The organism is Paractinoplanes globisporus DSM 43857 (assembly GCF_000379645.1).
In the GTDB taxonomy this organism is placed as follows: Bacteria; Actinomycetota; Actinomycetes; order Mycobacteriales; family Micromonosporaceae; genus Actinoplanes; species Actinoplanes globisporus.
The window spans coordinates 37045-51916 of the sequence record NZ_KB903358.1 but is presented as its reverse complement, the minus strand read 5'-3'; the positions used below and the strand labels follow the sequence as shown (position 1 = coordinate 51916).

Annotated in this window: 16 protein-coding genes; 7 read left to right on the top strand and 9 right to left on the bottom strand. The window is 72.7% G+C overall.

The features are described from left to right. Positions 1 to 429 precede the first annotated feature (429 nt). The gene (locus A3CQ_RS0149580) at positions 430 to 1389 is read left to right on the top strand and encodes a sulfotransferase family protein (protein WP_020518444.1); all 960 of its coding nucleotides are present in this window, start codon (positions 430 to 432) and stop codon (positions 1387 to 1389) included. Beyond that, positions 1386 to 2294, top strand: a complete 909-nt coding sequence (locus A3CQ_RS0149575) for a glycoside hydrolase family protein (RefSeq protein ID WP_020518443.1) — start codon at positions 1386 to 1388, stop codon at positions 2292 to 2294. The genes A3CQ_RS0149580 and A3CQ_RS0149575 overlap by 4 nt, the downstream gene beginning before the upstream one ends. Positions 2295 to 2393: 99 nt before the next feature. Here A3CQ_RS0149575 and A3CQ_RS58395 read toward each other — a convergent pair whose 3' ends face one another. Further along, a complete protein-coding gene (locus A3CQ_RS58395; RefSeq protein ID WP_020518442.1) occupies positions 2394 to 3917 on the bottom strand; it encodes a GGDEF domain-containing protein in 1524 nt (507 codons plus the stop codon). Positions 3918 to 4063: 146 nt separating this feature from the next. Between A3CQ_RS58395 and A3CQ_RS0149565 the strand changes: the two genes are divergently transcribed. Continuing rightward, positions 4064 to 4531 carry a response regulator transcription factor gene (locus A3CQ_RS0149565; RefSeq protein ID WP_020518441.1) on the top strand — a complete coding sequence of 156 codons (468 nt, stop codon included), beginning with the start codon at positions 4064 to 4066 and terminating at the stop codon, positions 4529 to 4531. On the opposite strand, the gene A3CQ_RS56775 is transcribed toward A3CQ_RS0149565, so the two are convergent. Genes A3CQ_RS56775 through A3CQ_RS56770 form a run of 3 tightly spaced genes read right to left on the bottom strand, consistent with a single transcriptional unit; the run spans position 4473 to position 7401 of the window. Then, entirely contained in the window at positions 4473 to 5597 is a 1125-nt protein-coding gene (locus tag A3CQ_RS56775; protein ID WP_020518440.1) for a M20 family metallopeptidase, read from the bottom strand. The genes A3CQ_RS0149565 and A3CQ_RS56775 overlap by 59 nt on opposite strands. Further along, positions 5594 to 6256, bottom strand: coding sequence for a response regulator (locus A3CQ_RS0149555; protein WP_020518439.1), 663 nt, complete (start codon positions 6254 to 6256; stop codon positions 5594 to 5596). Before A3CQ_RS0149555 ends, A3CQ_RS56775 begins: the two co-directional genes overlap by 4 nt. Continuing rightward, entirely contained in the window at positions 6253 to 7401 is a 1149-nt protein-coding gene (locus tag A3CQ_RS56770; protein ID WP_020518438.1) for a sensor histidine kinase, read from the bottom strand. The genes A3CQ_RS0149555 and A3CQ_RS56770 overlap by 4 nt, the downstream gene beginning before the upstream one ends. Before the next feature lie 142 nt (positions 7402 to 7543). Here A3CQ_RS56770 and A3CQ_RS0149545 point away from each other — a divergent pair, with 142 nt between their 5' ends. Genes A3CQ_RS0149545 through A3CQ_RS0149530 form a run of 4 tightly spaced genes read left to right on the top strand, consistent with a single transcriptional unit; the run spans position 7544 to position 11439 of the window. Continuing rightward, positions 7544 to 8527, top strand: a complete 984-nt coding sequence (locus A3CQ_RS0149545) for a carboxymuconolactone decarboxylase family protein (RefSeq protein ID WP_020518437.1) — start codon at positions 7544 to 7546, stop codon at positions 8525 to 8527. Between the two features lie 9 nt (positions 8528 to 8536). Beyond that, the gene (locus tag A3CQ_RS0149540) at positions 8537 to 8968 is read left to right on the top strand and encodes a DUF6220 domain-containing protein (protein WP_020518436.1); all 432 of its coding nucleotides are present in this window, start codon (positions 8537 to 8539) and stop codon (positions 8966 to 8968) included. Then, the gene (locus A3CQ_RS0149535; RefSeq protein WP_020518435.1) at positions 8965 to 10671 is read left to right on the top strand and encodes a multicopper oxidase family protein; all 1707 of its coding nucleotides are present in this window, start codon (positions 8965 to 8967) and stop codon (positions 10669 to 10671) included. The genes A3CQ_RS0149540 and A3CQ_RS0149535 overlap by 4 nt, the downstream gene beginning before the upstream one ends. A gap of 33 nt (positions 10672 to 10704) precedes the next feature. Next, entirely contained in the window at positions 10705 to 11439 is a 735-nt protein-coding gene (locus tag A3CQ_RS0149530; RefSeq protein ID WP_020518434.1) for a hypothetical protein, read from the top strand. Positions 11440 to 11444: 5 nt separating this feature from the next. Here the strand turns inward: A3CQ_RS0149530 and A3CQ_RS0149525 are convergent, their stop codons facing one another. The 5 genes from A3CQ_RS0149525 to A3CQ_RS0149505 are packed head-to-tail and all read right to left on the bottom strand — an operon-like array spanning position 11445 to position 14295. Then, positions 11445 to 12107, bottom strand: a complete 663-nt coding sequence (locus tag A3CQ_RS0149525; protein ID WP_020518433.1) for an MSMEG_1061 family FMN-dependent PPOX-type flavoprotein — start codon at positions 12105 to 12107, stop codon at positions 11445 to 11447. A 17-nt stretch (positions 12108 to 12124) separates the two neighbouring features. Beyond that, the gene (locus tag A3CQ_RS0149520; RefSeq protein WP_020518432.1) at positions 12125 to 12745 is read right to left on the bottom strand and encodes a dihydrofolate reductase family protein; all 621 of its coding nucleotides are present in this window, start codon (positions 12743 to 12745) and stop codon (positions 12125 to 12127) included. Continuing rightward, the gene (locus A3CQ_RS0149515; protein WP_026207078.1) at positions 12745 to 13251 is read right to left on the bottom strand and encodes an SRPBCC family protein; all 507 of its coding nucleotides are present in this window, start codon (positions 13249 to 13251) and stop codon (positions 12745 to 12747) included. Before A3CQ_RS0149515 ends, A3CQ_RS0149520 begins: the two co-directional genes overlap by 1 nt. Before the next feature lie 3 nt (positions 13252 to 13254). Next, positions 13255 to 13593 (bottom strand): ArsR/SmtB family transcription factor, encoded by a 339-nt coding sequence (locus A3CQ_RS0149510; protein ID WP_026207077.1) that lies wholly within the window; start codon positions 13591 to 13593, stop codon positions 13255 to 13257. Between the two features lie 33 nt (positions 13594 to 13626). Then, positions 13627 to 14295 (bottom strand): cytidylate kinase family protein, encoded by a 669-nt coding sequence (locus A3CQ_RS0149505; RefSeq protein ID WP_020518429.1) that lies wholly within the window; start codon positions 14293 to 14295, stop codon positions 13627 to 13629. Positions 14296 to 14872: the final 577 nt, after the last annotated feature.

The following is a 14872-nucleotide window of genomic DNA, read 5'->3' as shown; positions in this document are numbered from 1 at the left end:
ATCGGACTCCAACTGGTAAATCCGGACAATAAAAAAATGTCGGAAAAGGGAGAGCGACCGAGCTTGCCGAACGCCGACATCACGAAGCGTCACCTCCGGGGTGCAGTACGGTTAGGGGAGCCGGCACCCGCCGATGACCTGTCCGCCCCGGCCCGTAGCTTTCGGGCTTCCTCACCGTTGGTGAAGCGATGAACGCCGAAAAAGCACTCTGTGTCTGTGGGCATCCGCACGAGGCGCACGAGCACCACCGCCGCGGTACCGAGTGCGCGCTCTGCGGTCCCGATCAGTGCGCGCGATTCCGACGGGCGAGCTGGTGGCGCCGTCTCGTGCCGAGCCGGTGAGCGGTCGCGAAAGCCTAGTAAGCCTGTAGGCTAAGTCTCACTTGAAGGGTGCGGGCGGGCCTGCCCGCGCACGACGGGAGGGACCCCCATGCCGCTTCCTGACTTCTTGATCGCCGGCGTGCCCAAGGCGGGGACGACGGCGCTGCACGCGGCACTGGCGCCGCACCCCGGCCTGTACCTGTCCCCGGTCAAGGAGCCGAAGTTCTTCCTCACCGACGGGCCGCCGCCGCGGCACGGCGGGCCGGGCGACGTGCAGACCTACCAGGAGCACGTCTGGCGCCGGGAGGACTACGAGGCGCTGTTCACCGGCGCGCCGGACGGGGCGCTGCTCGGCGAGGCCACCCCGTTCTACCTGCACGATCTCGACGCGCACGCGCGGATCAAGGCGCTCGTGCCGCAGGCCCGGCTGATCCTGCTGCTGCGCGACCCGGTCGACCGGGCCCACTCGAACTGGACGCACCTGTGGAACGCGGGCCTCGAGCCGGAGGCCGACTTCCTGGCCGCCTGCGCCGCCGAGCCCGAGCGGGTCGCGGCCGGCTGGGCGGCGTTCTGGCATTACACCGGCCTCGGCATGTACGGGCGGCAGATCGAGCATCTCTACCGGCACTTCCCGCGCGAGCAGGTGCTGCTGCTGCGCTACCGCGAGCTCAAGGACAGCCCGGCCGCTACCCTCGACCGGGTCTGCGCGTTCCTGGGGGTGGACACGGGCGTGCTCGCCGAGATCCCCAAGGAGAACGTGAACCGGCATGTGGTCGAGGACACCACGGTCAACGCGGCGCTGCGGTGGCTGCTGCGCACCGGGGGCCGGGTCGGCCATCGCTTCCCGGTGCCGCTGCGGCTCGCGGCGCGCGGGCCGCTGCTCACCGTGCTGCACCGCAAGCGCGGGACCCGCCCGGTGACCACCCCGGCCGAGCGGGAGGCGCTGCTGCCGCTGTTCGCCGGCGACATCGCGCTCTTGCGGGAGGTCACCGGGGAGAGCTATGACGATTGGCTGTCGGTGGACCGTTATCACCCGTCCGTCACCACGACCCGGAGGAGCATTACTTGACCACTGGAACCGTTGCCCTGCCGCTGCCCCGCTGGGACGAGGCCACCGTCGTGGTCGAGCCACCCGGCGACGAGCCCGGCGCCTGGGCCGGCGCACCCAGCTCCATCGTCGTGGACGGCTGGGTCTACCTGGCCTACCGGCTGCGGCTGCCGATCGGGGAGGGGCGGGGGATCGCCAACGTGATCGCCCGTTCCCGCGACGGTGTCCGCTTCGAGACCGTGGCCGAGATCGGCAAGGAGCGCTTCGGGGCCGAGTCCCTCGAACGGCCGGCGCTGGTACACACCGACGACGGCACGTGGCGGCTGTACGTGAGCGCCGCGACGCCCGGCACCAAGCACTGGCGGGTCGACCTGCTCGAGGCCGCGACGCCGTTCGGCCTGGCCGACGCCCCGGCCCGTACGGTGCTGCCCGGCGACGAGACCCTGGGCGTGAAGGACCCGGTGCTGCACCACGACGAGTTCGGCTGGCACCTGTGGGCGTCGGTGCACCCCCTGGAGAGCTGGGACGACGCCGACCGGATGACCACCGAGTACGCGACCAGCCCCGACGGCGTGCGCTGGACCTGGCGCGGCACCGCGCTGGCGCCGCGGCCGGGGGAGTGGGACGCCCGGGGCGTGCGGGTCTCGTCGGTGCGCGTCGACGGCGACGAGATCACGGTCGCCTACGACGGGCGGGCCACGGCCGCCGAGAACTGGGAGGAGCGGACCGGCGTGGCCCGCGGCAAGCGCCAGGCCGACGGCACCTTCGGCGAGCTCACCGCGGCCGAGGGCCCGGTCGGCAGCCCGCATTCGCCGTACGGCCTGCGCTACCTGAGCCTGGTGACGCTGCCGTCGGGCGGCGAGCGCATCTACTACGAGGCGACCCGCGAGGACGGGGCGCACGACCTGCGGACCGAACCGGCCTGACCGTTCGCTACCGACCGGTAGCCGGCCGGTAGCCCAGCGTTCCGGCCGGTGAGAGCGCGATCACGATCGCCGGGGGCGGGCAAATCGCCACGAGGCGGGTCACCTAGCCTCTGGGCCTGACGCAAGGTGTGCGCGGTAAACGGCCGCACTGTCAATGGCGGGGCTCGTCTCACAAGGACGTGGCTCCGCCATTCTCCTTCCCTTGGTCACGGCCTTCGCGGCGTACATGGCCGCGTCCGCCTCGCGCACGAGCGTCTCCAGGCCGGCGCCGGGCCGCGCGGTGGCCAGGCCGATGCTGGCGCCGACCCTCACGGTCGTCCCGCCCACCGCGATGGGCGCGGCGATCGCCTCCCGGATGCGGGCCGCCGCGGCGTCCGGCTCCCCGGCCAGCACCAGCACGAACTCGTCGCCGCCGAGCCGGGCCACCAGGTCGTCCGGGCGCACCACCCCGGCCAGCCGGGCGGCCACCACCCGCAGCACCTCGTCACCGGCGGCGTGGCCGAGCGCGTCGTTGACCGGTTTGAAGCCGTCCAGGTCGAGCAGCAGCACACTGCTCTCCGGGTGCGCCGCGAGCAGCTCGCCGCCCCGGCGGTGGAAACACGACCGGTTCGGCAGCCCGGTCAGACTGTCGTGGTCGGCCTGGTACGCCAGCTCGGCCTGGTTGGCCTCGAGCGTCATCGCCAGCCGGCCGACGATCGCCACGGTTAGGAACTGCCGCAGCAGCACCAGCAGGAACGTCGCCAGCAGCACCCACACCAGCACCGGCGGGAGCACCCCCGCGCCGATCTGCTGCGCGGCGCTCGCGGCCACGGCCAGCAGGATCGGCACGTACGGCAGGATCGCCCATCCGCCGGAGATCATCCGCCGGGTGCCGGCCGGCTCGGGCCTTGGCGTGGGCAGGTGGCAGGTCACCGCGATGACGCCGGCCGCCAGCAGGTAGCCGGCGCCCACGCCGAGGCTGTACCACTGCCGCCCGTCGACGGTGTTGCGCAGCCCGGCGATGCCGGTGACCGCGAGGATCACCGAGGTCGCGCCCAGCAGGCGTGGCACCCGCCCGCCGCGGGTCGGCAGGTTCCGCGACATGGTCACCAGCGCGACCGCGGCCGCCGCCAGCTCGGGCCCGGTCGCGAGCGTGGCGAAGAGCGTGGAGAGCCCGCCGGGGCCTCGATGGCGGGCCGGTTCCAGCAGGTAGAGCCAGGCCACCGCGTACGTCGCGCCCGCCACCGCCGACACGTCGATCAACCGGCGGTACCGCTCGGCGCCCGGCACCGGCGGGGTCAGCAGATGCACACCCAGCGGCAGCAGCAGCGCGGCGCCGACCGACAGGCAGACCGCCGGGGTGACCAGGCTCCGGACACCCGTGATCTCGTACGCGAAGAACAGCGCGTTGGCGATCGCCCAGCCGGCCGCCGCGAGGCCGCCCACGAGCACCGCGGCCCGCGCCCGCCGGGTGGCCTCGCGGCGAACCCGGCGCAGGTAGGTGACGGCCGCACTGCCCACGGCCAGGGCGATCAGCACGTCCGACACCGCGCGGGCCACGGCGTCCGGCAGCAGCGGCGCGATCGCCTGGAAGGCGACGGCCACCGCGGTCACCCCGGCCAGGGCCGTGCGCAGACGCGTCATGGCCTCACCAACGGTCACGCGGGCGCGGACTTGAGGGGCCGGCCGACCGCACCCGGCGTGCAACCAAGATTCTTCTGGGGGCGGGCGCGACCCGGCCGATCAGAGCCCCGTCGAAGGAAGAACCCCCGCCTGGTCAGGAGAGCTCAGTGGTTGTTGCCGCGGCGTCCAACGTCCCCACCTTCACCCTGCCGTCGCTGTCGCTGGGGGCGCCCGTCCCCGACTGGGCGACGGACCTGGCCGAGCCGACGATCCTGGTCGCCGACGACGACGAGACCGTGCGCGACCTGGTCGCGTTCAAGCTGGGCGCGGCGGGGTACCACGCGATCACCGCGGAGGACGGCAGCACGGCGCTCGACATGGTGCACCGCGAGCAGCCCGACATGGTCATCCTCGACGTGATGATGCCGGGCCTCGACGGGCTGAGCGTCTGCTACGAGCTGCACTCGTCGTCGGCGACCTCGCAGATCCCCGTGCTCATGCTCAGCGGCCGCGACCGGCAGGTCGACATCGACCTGGGCCTGACCGTGGGCGCCGACGACTACCTGATCAAGCCGTTCAGCCCGGCCGAGCTGATCCGCCGGGTGCGCTGGCTGCTGCTGGCCAACGGCGAGTGAACTCCACCAGCGCGTCGTGGTACGGGCGCAGCGTGGTCAGGTCGACGTACTCGGCCGGTCCGTGCTGACCGTCCCCGCCCGGCCCGAAGATCACCGCGTCGATCCCGCGCTCGTGGTAGTAGCGTCCGTCGGCGGCGCCGTGCTTCCGCAGCAGGTCGCCCGGCCGATCGGTGGCGCTCCTGATCGCCGCGCGCAGCGCCACCACGCCCGGGCCGTCCGGGTCGGCGCGGTGCGGCGGCCCGAGCGTGTCGACGATCGCCGTCTCGCCGGCGATCCGGCCGAGGTGGGCGGCGATCTCGTCGCGGGTTCGCCCGGCGAAGTCGGGATCCGTGGGCGGGTAGCGGATGTCGAGCCACGCCTCCGCGGCCGCCGGCACCTGGTTGTAGGCGCGGTTCGGGGTCTCGATCCGGGCCATGTTGACGGTGGTGGTCCATTCCTCGGCGGCCGGGACGGGATACCGTACCAAAACGCTCTGAATGGCTTTGGTCAGCTTCAAAACGGCGTTTTCCCCCAGCCAGGGATAGGCCGCGTGCGCCGCCCGGCCGGTCGTCGTGAGCCGCGCGTGGCAGATCCCCTTCGACTCGGTCACCACCCGCAGGTCGCTCTGCTCGCCGATCACGACGAAGCCGGCCCGCACCCCTTCGGCCAGTTGGTGCCCGGTGCCGTCGGCCCCGCCCACCTCCTCGTCGGTCACCAACTGCAAGCCCATCCCGTACGGGAGAGAGCGCGCGACCTCCCGGAAGACGCCGGTCATGACCAGGGCCGCGGCCTTCATGTCGTGCGCGCCGCGCCCGTGGAGCCGGTCGCCGTCGCGCCGGGCCACGAACTGCTCATCCGGGGCCGGCACCACGTCGAGATGCGCGTTCAGGATCACCTGAAGGTCGTCGGCCGCCCCGGGCGGGTGCAGCAGCGCGCTCGGCTTGCCGTTCGACTCGAACCGCCGCACGGTGAGCCCCGGCCCGGCCTCGGCGATCACCAGATCGAGGGCCTTGCGCAGTTCCGCGGGCCGGTCGGCCGTGGACCTGACGGCGATCAGCTGGGCGAGTTTGTCCGTCCACTGTGTCATCGGCGGCGCGGCGCGATCAGCCCGGACTCGTAGGCCCACACGACAAGCTGCGCCCGGTCGCGGCAGTGCAGCTTGGTCATCGCCCGGTTGACGTGCGTCTTCGCGGTCAGCGGGCTGATCACCATCCGCTCGGCGATCTCGTCGTTGCTCAGGCCCCGCGCCACCAGCTCGACCATCTCCTGCTCGCGGGGGGTCAGCAGGTCGCGCCCGGCCATCGGGTCGGACGGCGCCGGCGCGGTGACGAACTCGCTGATCAGCGTGCGGGTGACCGCCGGCGCGAGCAGCGCGTCGCCGCGGGCCACGACCTGGACGGCCTGCAGCAGGTCGGCCGGGTCGGCGTCCTTGAGCAGGAATCCGCTCGCTCCGGCGCGCAGGGCCGCGAAGACGTACGAATCGAGCCCGTAGTTGGTCAGCATGAGCACGCGGACGCCGCCGAGGCCCGGCTCGGCGGCGATGCGGCGGGTGGCCTCGATGCCGTCGAGCCCGGGCATCTGCACGTCCATGAGGACGACGTCGGGCCGCAGACGGCGGGCGAGCCGGACCGCCTCGGCGCCGTCGGACGCCTCGCCGACCACGTCCAGCCCGTCCTCGGCGTCGAGCAGGGCCCGGAAGCCGGCCCGCATCAGCGCCTGGTCGTCGGCGAGCAGCACCCGGATCACGCGCTGCCCTCCAGCGACGCCGCTGTCACCAGTGGGAACGTTGCGCGCACGACGAATCCGCCGCCGTCGCGCGGCGCCGTGTGCAGCGTGCCGCCCAGCCCGGTGACTCGTTCCCGCATCCCGCTCAGGCCGACGCCCGGTGTCACCGGGAGGCTCGCCGTGGCCAGCCCGTCGTCGGTCACCGAGATCGTCAGCAGGTCGTCCGCGTACTCGACCCGGACCTCGGCCGTGGCCGGACCGGCGTGCCGGGCCACATTGGTCAGCGCCTCCTGGACGACGCGGTACCCGGCCTGGTCGACCTCGGCCGGCAGCTCCGGCGGCTCGCCGACGACGGTTACCTGCACCGGGAACCCGGCGGCCCGGGTCCGTTCCACGAGCTCGTCCACCCGGGCCAGCCCGACCGTGTCGGCGTCGGGGGAGCGCAGCACGTCGAGGGTCGCCCGCAGCTCCCGCATCGCCGCGCCGCTCGCCTCCTGGATCGCCAGCAGCGCGGCCGACGGCTCCTCGCCGTGCTTGCGGGCCAGGTGCACGGCGATCCCGGCCTGCACCTTGACCACCGAGATGCTGTGGGTCAACGAGTCGTGCAGGTCGCGGGCGATGCGCAGCCGCTCCTCTCCGGCCCGGCGCAGGCCCATCTCCTCGCGGGTCCGCTCGGCCTCGAGCGCCCGCTGCTCCACCTGCTCCAGGTAGGCCCGGTGCTGCCGCGCGACGAGCCCCGCGACGTTGGCGGCCACGAACCAGCCCAGCAGCAGCGAGGTGCGCTCGACGATCTCCTGACCGGGCCGCCCGGCCGGCGCGACCGAGATGTCGCGGGCCAGGAACCCGCCGAGGAAGATCAGGCTGGCCAGTGCGGCGGGGACCCGGTAACCCCGCCAGGCGGCGACGTAGACGGTGCCGAGCACCGGGAACGCGGCGGACACCCCGGCGTGCACCCGGATGTGCAGGGCGAGCATCGTGACGGTCACCACCGCCATCGCCGGCACCGGGAACCGCCGGCACAGCGCCACGGCGGCCGCGGTGACGACGATGAGCAGGACGTCGAGCGCCCGCACCGGGCCGGCGTCGGGCGCGATCAGCGCGTCGGCCAGCAGCAGGACGCCGATGGCGACGCCACCGAGGGCGTAGGGCAGATCGGGACGGCGCATGGTCGCACTTTAAGACGCCGATCGGCGGCGGGCATCCCGCATCCGCAGTACGTCGGCGTACCGCGGCGGTCGTGGCGGCGGACTTCGGAGTGCCTGCGGCGGCACGACGCTTTCCGGGAGCGCCGGGTCAAGCATCGACCTCATGACATATCGCTTCTTCACCCCACCACCGGCGAGGGCCGCGACCGGCCTGGTCGCCGAGGTCCAGCGGCAGCTGCGGGAGGACTTCCTCGGGCCGATGCCCACCTTCCAGGCGCTCTCGGTCGTGCCGGAGCTGATGGCCGCGACCTGGGGGCTCATGCGGGAGGCGCTGCTGGCCGGCGACAGCGACCGGGTCGAGCGCGAGGTCGTGGCCTCCTCGGTGTCCCGGGCCAACCGCTGCCGCTTCTGCGTCGACGCCCACGTCACCCTGCTGCACGCGCTCGGCGAGCACGAGCTGGCCGAGACCATCGCCCAGGGCGGCACCCCGCGCCGGCTCCGGCACGCCGAGCTCGTGGCCTGGGCCGAGGCCAGCCGCAGCCCGCGGGCGCACGGCTGGAGCAGCCCGTACCCGCCCGAAATCACCGGCACCATGCTCGCCTTCCACTTCATCAACCGGGTCGTCTCGGCGCTGCTCGCGCCGGACCTGCTCCCCGGTGGCCTGCAGCGGTTCCCGGCGGTGCGCTCGGCCGGGGGACGGCTCTACGCCCGGACCGCCCGGCGGAACCTCGAACCGGGCCGCCCGCTCGTCGACGGCGCGGCCGTCGTGCCACCCGCCTGGGCCGGGGACAGCTCGGTCGGCGTGGCGTACGCGGTGCTGCGGCAGGTCGCCACCACGGGGGGCGACCTGCTCGGCGAGATGGCCCGGCGCACCGTCGCCGGCACCGTGCACTGGGAGGACGGCCGGCACCCGGACCAGCCCGTCGACTGGGCCACCGAGCTCGTCCGCGAGCTGCCGGCGGAGGAGCGCGTCGGTGCCCGGATCGCGCTGCTCGCCGCGTTCGCGCCCGCCGCGATCGGCCGCGGCGACGTCGAGCTCTGGCGCCTGTCCCACCCGGGGGACGCGGACCTGGTCCGCCTCGTCGCGTACGGCGCGATCGCCGCCACCGACAACGTCGCCCGGGCGCTCGACCCGGCCCACCACTAGGAGGTCGTCATGCGCAAGGCTCTTGTCATCACCAGCGGCCTGCTGCTGGCCGTGTTCGCCCTGCAGTTCGTGTTCGCCGCCGTCGGCGCGTTCCACAAACCGGCCGGCGGCGACGGCTCGTACCGGCTGCACAGCATCACCGGGATGGCGGTGATCCCCGTCCTGTGCCTGCTCACGATCCTGTTCGCGGCGCTCGCCAAGGCGCCGGGCCGGATCATCGGGCTGGCCGCGCTGCCGCTCGGCCTGGTCGTCCTGCAGGTGCTGCTGGCCGCGCTCGCGAACGGGCTCACCGACGCGTCGGGCGACAGCACGCCGGTCAGCCTGACCATCGGCGGGTTGCACGCGGTCAACGGCATCGTCGCGGTGCACGTCGTGGTGGCCCTTCTCCGGGCGGCCCGCAAGCTTGACGCCCCGGCTGTGGATCTGGTGCCGGCGTCGTGAGCACCGGGTCGCTGATCGTCGTCGACCTCCTGGTCGCAGTACTCGCGGCGGCCGGCTGGCTGGGGGCCGGGGCCGCGGCGGCCGCGGGGCGCCGCCCGGTCGCGCTGGGCGTCGGTGCCCTCGCGCTGCTGGCCACGCTGGCGCGCGGGGTCACCACCGTCGCGCTCGCCCACGCCGGGTGGTGGTTCGCGGAGGAGAAGATCCTCATCGCGGCGCCGCTCGCGGTCGTCGCGCTCGCGGTCGTCGCGGTCCGGCCCGGGCCGGTCGCCCTGCTCTTCGCCGGGTACTGCCAGACCGCGGCCCTGCTGGTGACGGTCCTGCACGGCTATCCGGCGTCGACAGGCGTGGGACTGCTCGCGGTCGCCGGCGTCGCGGCGGCCACCGCGGTCACCTGGCGGTTCCTCGGGCCGCGGCCTCATCGACGGGTCTCCCGGGCGACCCTGGCGGTGGCGGTGGCAGCGCTGGTCGGCGGCACCGGGCTGGCCGTCTCGCCGGGCGCGCCGGCCTCTCATCACCACTCGTTTGCGGCCGAGCCGGCCCTGGGCGCCCCGACGAAACGGTTCACGCTGACGGCGGCTATGACGACGGTTCGGGTCGACGAGCGCGAGGTCAAGGCGTGGGGATTCAACGGGCAGGTGCCGGGTCCGCAGATCACCGCGACGGTCGGTGACATCCTGGAGGTGACGCTGCGCAATCGCGACATCAAGAAGGGCGTCACCCTGCACTGGCACGGCTACGACGTGCCGAACAGCCAGGACGGCGTGCCCGACGTGACCCAGGCGGCCGTGCTGCCGGGGCAGGAGTTCGTCTACAAGTTCCGCGCCGACCAGGCCGGCACGTACTGGTATCACACGCATTCCGTCTCCGACCTCGGCGTGCGGATGGGGCTCTACGGGGCGCTCGTCGTCCATCCGGCCCCGATCACCGGCGTCGACGTCACGCTGCCCGTCCACACGCTGAGTGGGCACCCGCTGCCGGCCGCCACCACCGAGACCGTCGCCGCCGGCTCTCCCGTGCGGCTGCGGCTGATCAACACCGACAACACCACGCATCGGTACGCCCTGGCCGGCACCGCCTTCGGTGTGGCGGCCATCGATGGCAGTGACCTGCGCGGGCCCACGCCGCTGCAGGGCACCGCGGTTCTCATCCCGGCCGGCGGCCGTTACGACCTGACGTTCACCGCGCCCGCGACGCCGGTCGGGTTGCAGGTCGACGGCCGGGCGGTCTGGTCGACGGGCGAGGTCTCCGCCGCGACCGCCGGGTGGCCGGCACTGGATCCGCTCACCTACGGCGCTCCGGCACCGCCGCCGTGGTCGCACTACGACCGCGACTTCACCCTGGTGCTCGACCGCGGCCTGGACCTGCACGGACTGCTCCCGCGTTACGCACACACCGTCGACGGCGCCGCCTATCCCGACATCCCCACCGAGATCGTCCATCTCGGAGACACCGTGAAATTCACCATCGTCAACCGCTCGATGGTCGTGCATCCCTGGCACCTGCACGGTCACCGGGTGCTGGTCCTGTCCCGCAACGGCAAGGCCGCCACCGGGAGCCCGCTGTGGCTCGACTCGTTCGACGTCCGGCCCGGCGACGTCTGGGAGGTCACCTTCAAGGCCGACAATCCGGGTGTATGGGTCAACCACTGCCACAATCTGGCCCACGCCGACGCCGGGATGATGCTGCATCTGATGTACGCGTGAGGATCCTTGCGTCCTTACGCCAGGATCGTCCCCATGCGCCGAACGATCGGGATCCTGCTCACCGCCGCGCTGCTGGCCGGTTGCGCCGGGCCGGCCAGTCCACAAGCGACGGACTCGCCGTGGACCACCGTCCAGGCCGACGTCACCGGGGTGCGGCCCGGCGACAACCCGCGCGAGCTCCTGCTCGACGTGACCGTGCTGGCCGGCGCCGACGGCTGCTCCCGCAACCCGCGCATCGGCTACAACACCGAGGAGAACAACCTCATCTACGCCAACGTCGTGCAGGACTCGCGGCTGACCACCACGGTCGGCGCCTGCACGGCGCACGGCAGCGCGGTCGTGCCGCTGACCTCGCCGACCCCGATCGCCGGCCGCCGCGTGGTCCTCAACCAGGAGATCTGGAAGCCGGCGGGCGCCTCTTCCTACGAGCGCTGCGACAAGACCTTCGGCTGCGACCCCATGCCCGCCGACCATTGCGACCAGCGCTGGATCGACGTGACGGTCGGCGGCATGGACGTCTCCCGCCACTCCCACGGCGACGTCGAGGCCTGCGACGGCCGCTGGCTGGTCATGACCGTCCCCGACGACCCGGTCCCGTGCGGCGCCGGCGGCCGCGACGGCTGCACGCCCTCGGTGAACACCCGCCGCTACTTCCTGCGCTGGGTCGAGCCCGGCGGCTGGGACACGGTCGCGACTTCGAAGGAACGCGGCTGCGGCGCCGTCGCCGACATCCCCCGCAAGCTCTGCGCGACCCTCCCCGCCCCCTGAGCGCGTTACTCGTACCGGTATTTCAGCATGTCCGCCTCCGCCTGCTCGATGTCGGCGATCGTCAGTTCCGGCATCCGTAGCTGGGCCAGGGTCACCTCGGCCGAGGTCGGCTGGGCGTCCGCCGGGAGCCACTGGTCCGGCTTCCACGCCGCGCCGCGCAGGAGCGACTTGGGGCAGTGCGGGTAGACCTCTTCGATCCCCAGCACCAGCGCGCTGGCCGGCGGCTTGCCCACGGCGGTCAGCTGGGACAGCAGGTCGGGGCGGGTGGAGACGCAGGCCCGGCCGTTCACCCTGAGCGTCGTCGTGCGCCCCGGGATGACGAACAGCAGCCCGGCCCGTCCGGTCGCGACGACGTTCTGCAGGGTGTCCAGACGCTTGTTGCCGGTCGCGTCCGGTATCGCCACGGTCCGTGCGTCCAGGATGCTGACGAACCCGGCGGGGCCGCCGCGCGGGGAGACGTCGCAGTTGCCCTCGGCGTCGACGCTGGCGACGAAGACCAGCGACGAGCAGGCGATCAACCGCCGGGTCTGCTCCGTCAGCTCGGTCATCTGCTTGCGGACGGCCGCGTCGCTGGGGAGCTCGTAGGCCCGGCGCAGCGCCTCCTGGTCGGGCACGGCGTCGAGGCGCAGCGAGTCGAAGGCACTGGTGGCGGCCCGAGCTGTCGTCATGCCGCCGACCCTAGTGGCTACCGCGGGCGTACGGCGTAGGTCAGGTGCGTCACCCGGGGCGACGACTCCGAACGGATCGGCTCCAGCGCGACCCTGGCCGCGTCCACGCCGTCGAACAGGCGGACTCCGGCGCCGAACAGCACGGGCGACAACGCGATCGTGAACTCGTCGACCAGGCCGGCGTTCACGTACTCCAGGATCGTCGTGCCGCCGCCGGCGATGCGGACGTCGCGGTCGCCGGCCGCCTGGCGGGCCTGGTCGAGCGCGGCCTCGATGCCGTCGTTGACGAAGTGGAAGGTGGTGCCGCCCGGCCGCTCCCAGGGGTCGCGCTTCTCGTGCGTCACGACGAAGACCGGCGTGTGGAACGGCGCCTCCTCCGGCCACATCCGCTCGCCGGCGTCGAACATGCGCTTGCCCATCACGCTCGCGCCGGTGCGCTCGTACGTCTCGCGCGCGATGTCGTTGTCGCGGCCCTCCTCACCGCCCTCGCCGAGATTCAGGTTCTCCCGGAAGAACTTGAGCGGGAAGATCCACGCCTGCAACTCCATCCACTGCCGTCCCATCAGCTCCCCGAGGGACTCGGGCGCGATGAACCCGTCCAGTGACATCGACACGCTGAAGAACACCTTGCCGGCCATCAGCTCTCCGCTCCGTTCCGCACGATTTCGGCGACGTACGCCGCCAGGTTGTTCATGGTTTGCTGTCCGCCCTCGATCGCGTGGTACTTCTCGATCGCCTCGTCGCGCAGTTGCCTGGTGGGGAACACCGTGCGCATCACGATCCGGGTCGCGGCACCGTCCGGCGCGAACGTCAGGACCGACTCGAAGGCGTTCGGGTCGTCGCGGGACTCACCGTGCCGCAGCTCGATCCGCTCGGGCGGGACGATTTCGGTCCAGATGATCCACTCGGAGTAGTCCGTCCCGTCCGGCCCGTGCATCACGAAGTCCCACACCCCGCCGACGCGGAACTCGAACGACTCCGTGGTGGTGGTGAACCCCTCCGGACCCCACCACCGCGACAGGTGCCGCACCGCGGTGAACGCCTCGAACACCAGCTCCCGCGGGGCGTCGATGACCCGGGTGATCACGATCTCCCGATCGGCCGTCGCCGGCTCCGCCCGCGTTTCCGGTCCTGCCCCTGCCATTGGTCATTCCTTTCGCGTCTGCTTGAGGTCCTGCACGTAAACGTCCAGACGGTCGAAGCTTTCGTTCCAGAACCGCTCGAACCCGCCGACCCATTCGTGGATGGGCCGCAGCCCGCGGGCGTCCAGGCCGTAGAGGCGCTGCTTGCCCGCCCCGCGGACGCGCACCAGCCCCACCTCCCGGAGCACCCGCAGATGCTTGGACGCCCCGGGCAGGCTCATCCCCAGCTCCTGGGCCAGGTCGGTCACCGGCCGCTCACCCGCCCGCAGCAGCGCCAGGATGTCCCGGCGCTGCGGCTCGGCGATCGCGTTGAACGCGTCCGACGTCGTCGCTGCTCGTGCCACGACCGCCACTTTATTTTCCCATATGGGAAAACGTCAAGAGGTCTCCCAGGCCGGCTGCTCGGGGTCGTCGTTGTGCACGATGATGTCGGCGTGATCGGCCGGGCGGGCCGTGGCGAAGTAGAGCCGCTGGGAGGGGATGTAGCGCTCGCGCCAGCGCCGTTCGACCTCGGCCCGGGATGACACCCGGCGCTCCCGGACCACGGCGCGGTCCACGGTCTTCTCGAGCGCGGTCGACACGAGGATGCGCAGGTCCCATCTCTCGATCAGTTCCGGGCGCATGAGGAATACGCCGTCGAAAAGCAGCACGGCGTTGGCGGGGGCGGTCCTGATCGGCGGGGACAGCACGGCATCCGCTGTGCGGTCGTAGACCGCGTCCTGGAAGTGTCGATCTCCCCCCGGACCGAGTGGATCGAGTAGAACCCGGTTCAGCGCGTCGTAGTCGTGGGTGTCGTAGTAGCAGCCTTCGGCCGAGTACTCGCCGCGCGCGTAGCGCCGTACCCGTGGGAAGAGGAAGTCGTCGATCGTCGCGCGGATGACGTCGCGGCCCTGTGCCCGCAGGATGACGGCCAGCTCGTCGGCGAGCGTGGTCTTGCCGGCGGCGGGCGGCCCGTCGACGGCAACCCGCGTCGGGTGCGCGACGGCGACCGATCCGACCGCCTCGGCCAGGCGGCCGAGCAACTCGTCGCGACTGCCCAGATCCATGTCCTGCCCCCGTCTGGTCTCGCAAAGCGGCGGCTGCGCCCGGCCAGCGGATCGGCCGTTCGCCTCCGGCCCCCATATCTACCTGGTTGCGCGTGGTGCGGCCCGCCCGGCTCGGCGGGTGGCTGGGCTTTGGGGTCGCCATGGCCTGGCGTCTGCCCGGTCGCGGTGGGTGCGGCCCGTCCGGCTCGGTGGGTGGGCGGGGCTGGGGTCGCCATGGCCTGGCGTCTGCCCGGTCGCGGTGGGTGCGGCCCGTCCGGCTCGGTGGGTGGGCGGGGCTGGGGCCGCCATGGCCCGGCGTCTGCCCGGTTGCGGTGGGTGCGGCCCGTCGCGGTGGCCGATTTGCCGCTGATGCCGGGAGCGCGAGGTGCCGGGTGGATCTCGCCGGTCGCCGTCGCGGGGAAAGGTTGACGATTTCCCGTTCGCAGCGCGCAGATGGCATTCATCGTTCGTCGACGGGCGGCAGATCTAGTGGAGAAACTGTTCGGTGCACACAGTTGGGCATCAACCTTGCGCGACGGGGGCTGATGGCACACCGACCACAAGGGACACGAGCGCGCCGGCATGGGGTTGGCCACCG

What these genes read in the sequence shown, in the direction of transcription:
- A3CQ_RS0149580 (WP_020518444.1), top strand. Translation starts at nt 430, where the DNA reads ATGCCGCTTCCTGACTTCTTGATCGCCGGCGTGCCCAAGGCGGGGACG.
- A3CQ_RS58395 (WP_020518442.1), bottom strand. Translation starts at nt 3,917, where the DNA reads ATGACGCGTCTGCGCACGGCCCTGGCCGGGGTGACCGCGGTGGCCGTC.
- A3CQ_RS56775 (WP_020518440.1), bottom strand. Translation starts at nt 5,597, where the DNA reads ATGACACAGTGGACGGACAAACTCGCCCAGCTGATCGCCGTCAGGTCC.
- A3CQ_RS56770 (WP_020518438.1), bottom strand. Translation starts at nt 7,401, where the DNA reads ATGCGCCGTCCCGATCTGCCCTACGCCCTCGGTGGCGTCGCCATCGGC.
- A3CQ_RS0149545 (WP_020518437.1), top strand. Translation starts at nt 7,544, where the DNA reads ATGACATATCGCTTCTTCACCCCACCACCGGCGAGGGCCGCGACCGGC.
- A3CQ_RS0149540 (WP_020518436.1), top strand. Translation starts at nt 8,537, where the DNA reads ATGCGCAAGGCTCTTGTCATCACCAGCGGCCTGCTGCTGGCCGTGTTC.
- A3CQ_RS0149530 (WP_020518434.1), top strand. Translation starts at nt 10,705, where the DNA reads ATGCGCCGAACGATCGGGATCCTGCTCACCGCCGCGCTGCTGGCCGGT.
- A3CQ_RS0149525 (WP_020518433.1), bottom strand. Translation starts at nt 12,107, where the DNA reads ATGACGACAGCTCGGGCCGCCACCAGTGCCTTCGACTCGCTGCGCCTC.
- A3CQ_RS0149520 (WP_020518432.1), bottom strand. Translation starts at nt 12,745, where the DNA reads ATGGCCGGCAAGGTGTTCTTCAGCGTGTCGATGTCACTGGACGGGTTC.
- A3CQ_RS0149515 (WP_026207078.1), bottom strand. Translation starts at nt 13,251, where the DNA reads ATGGCAGGGGCAGGACCGGAAACGCGGGCGGAGCCGGCGACGGCCGAT.
- A3CQ_RS0149505 (WP_020518429.1), bottom strand. Translation starts at nt 14,295, where the DNA reads ATGGATCTGGGCAGTCGCGACGAGTTGCTCGGCCGCCTGGCCGAGGCG.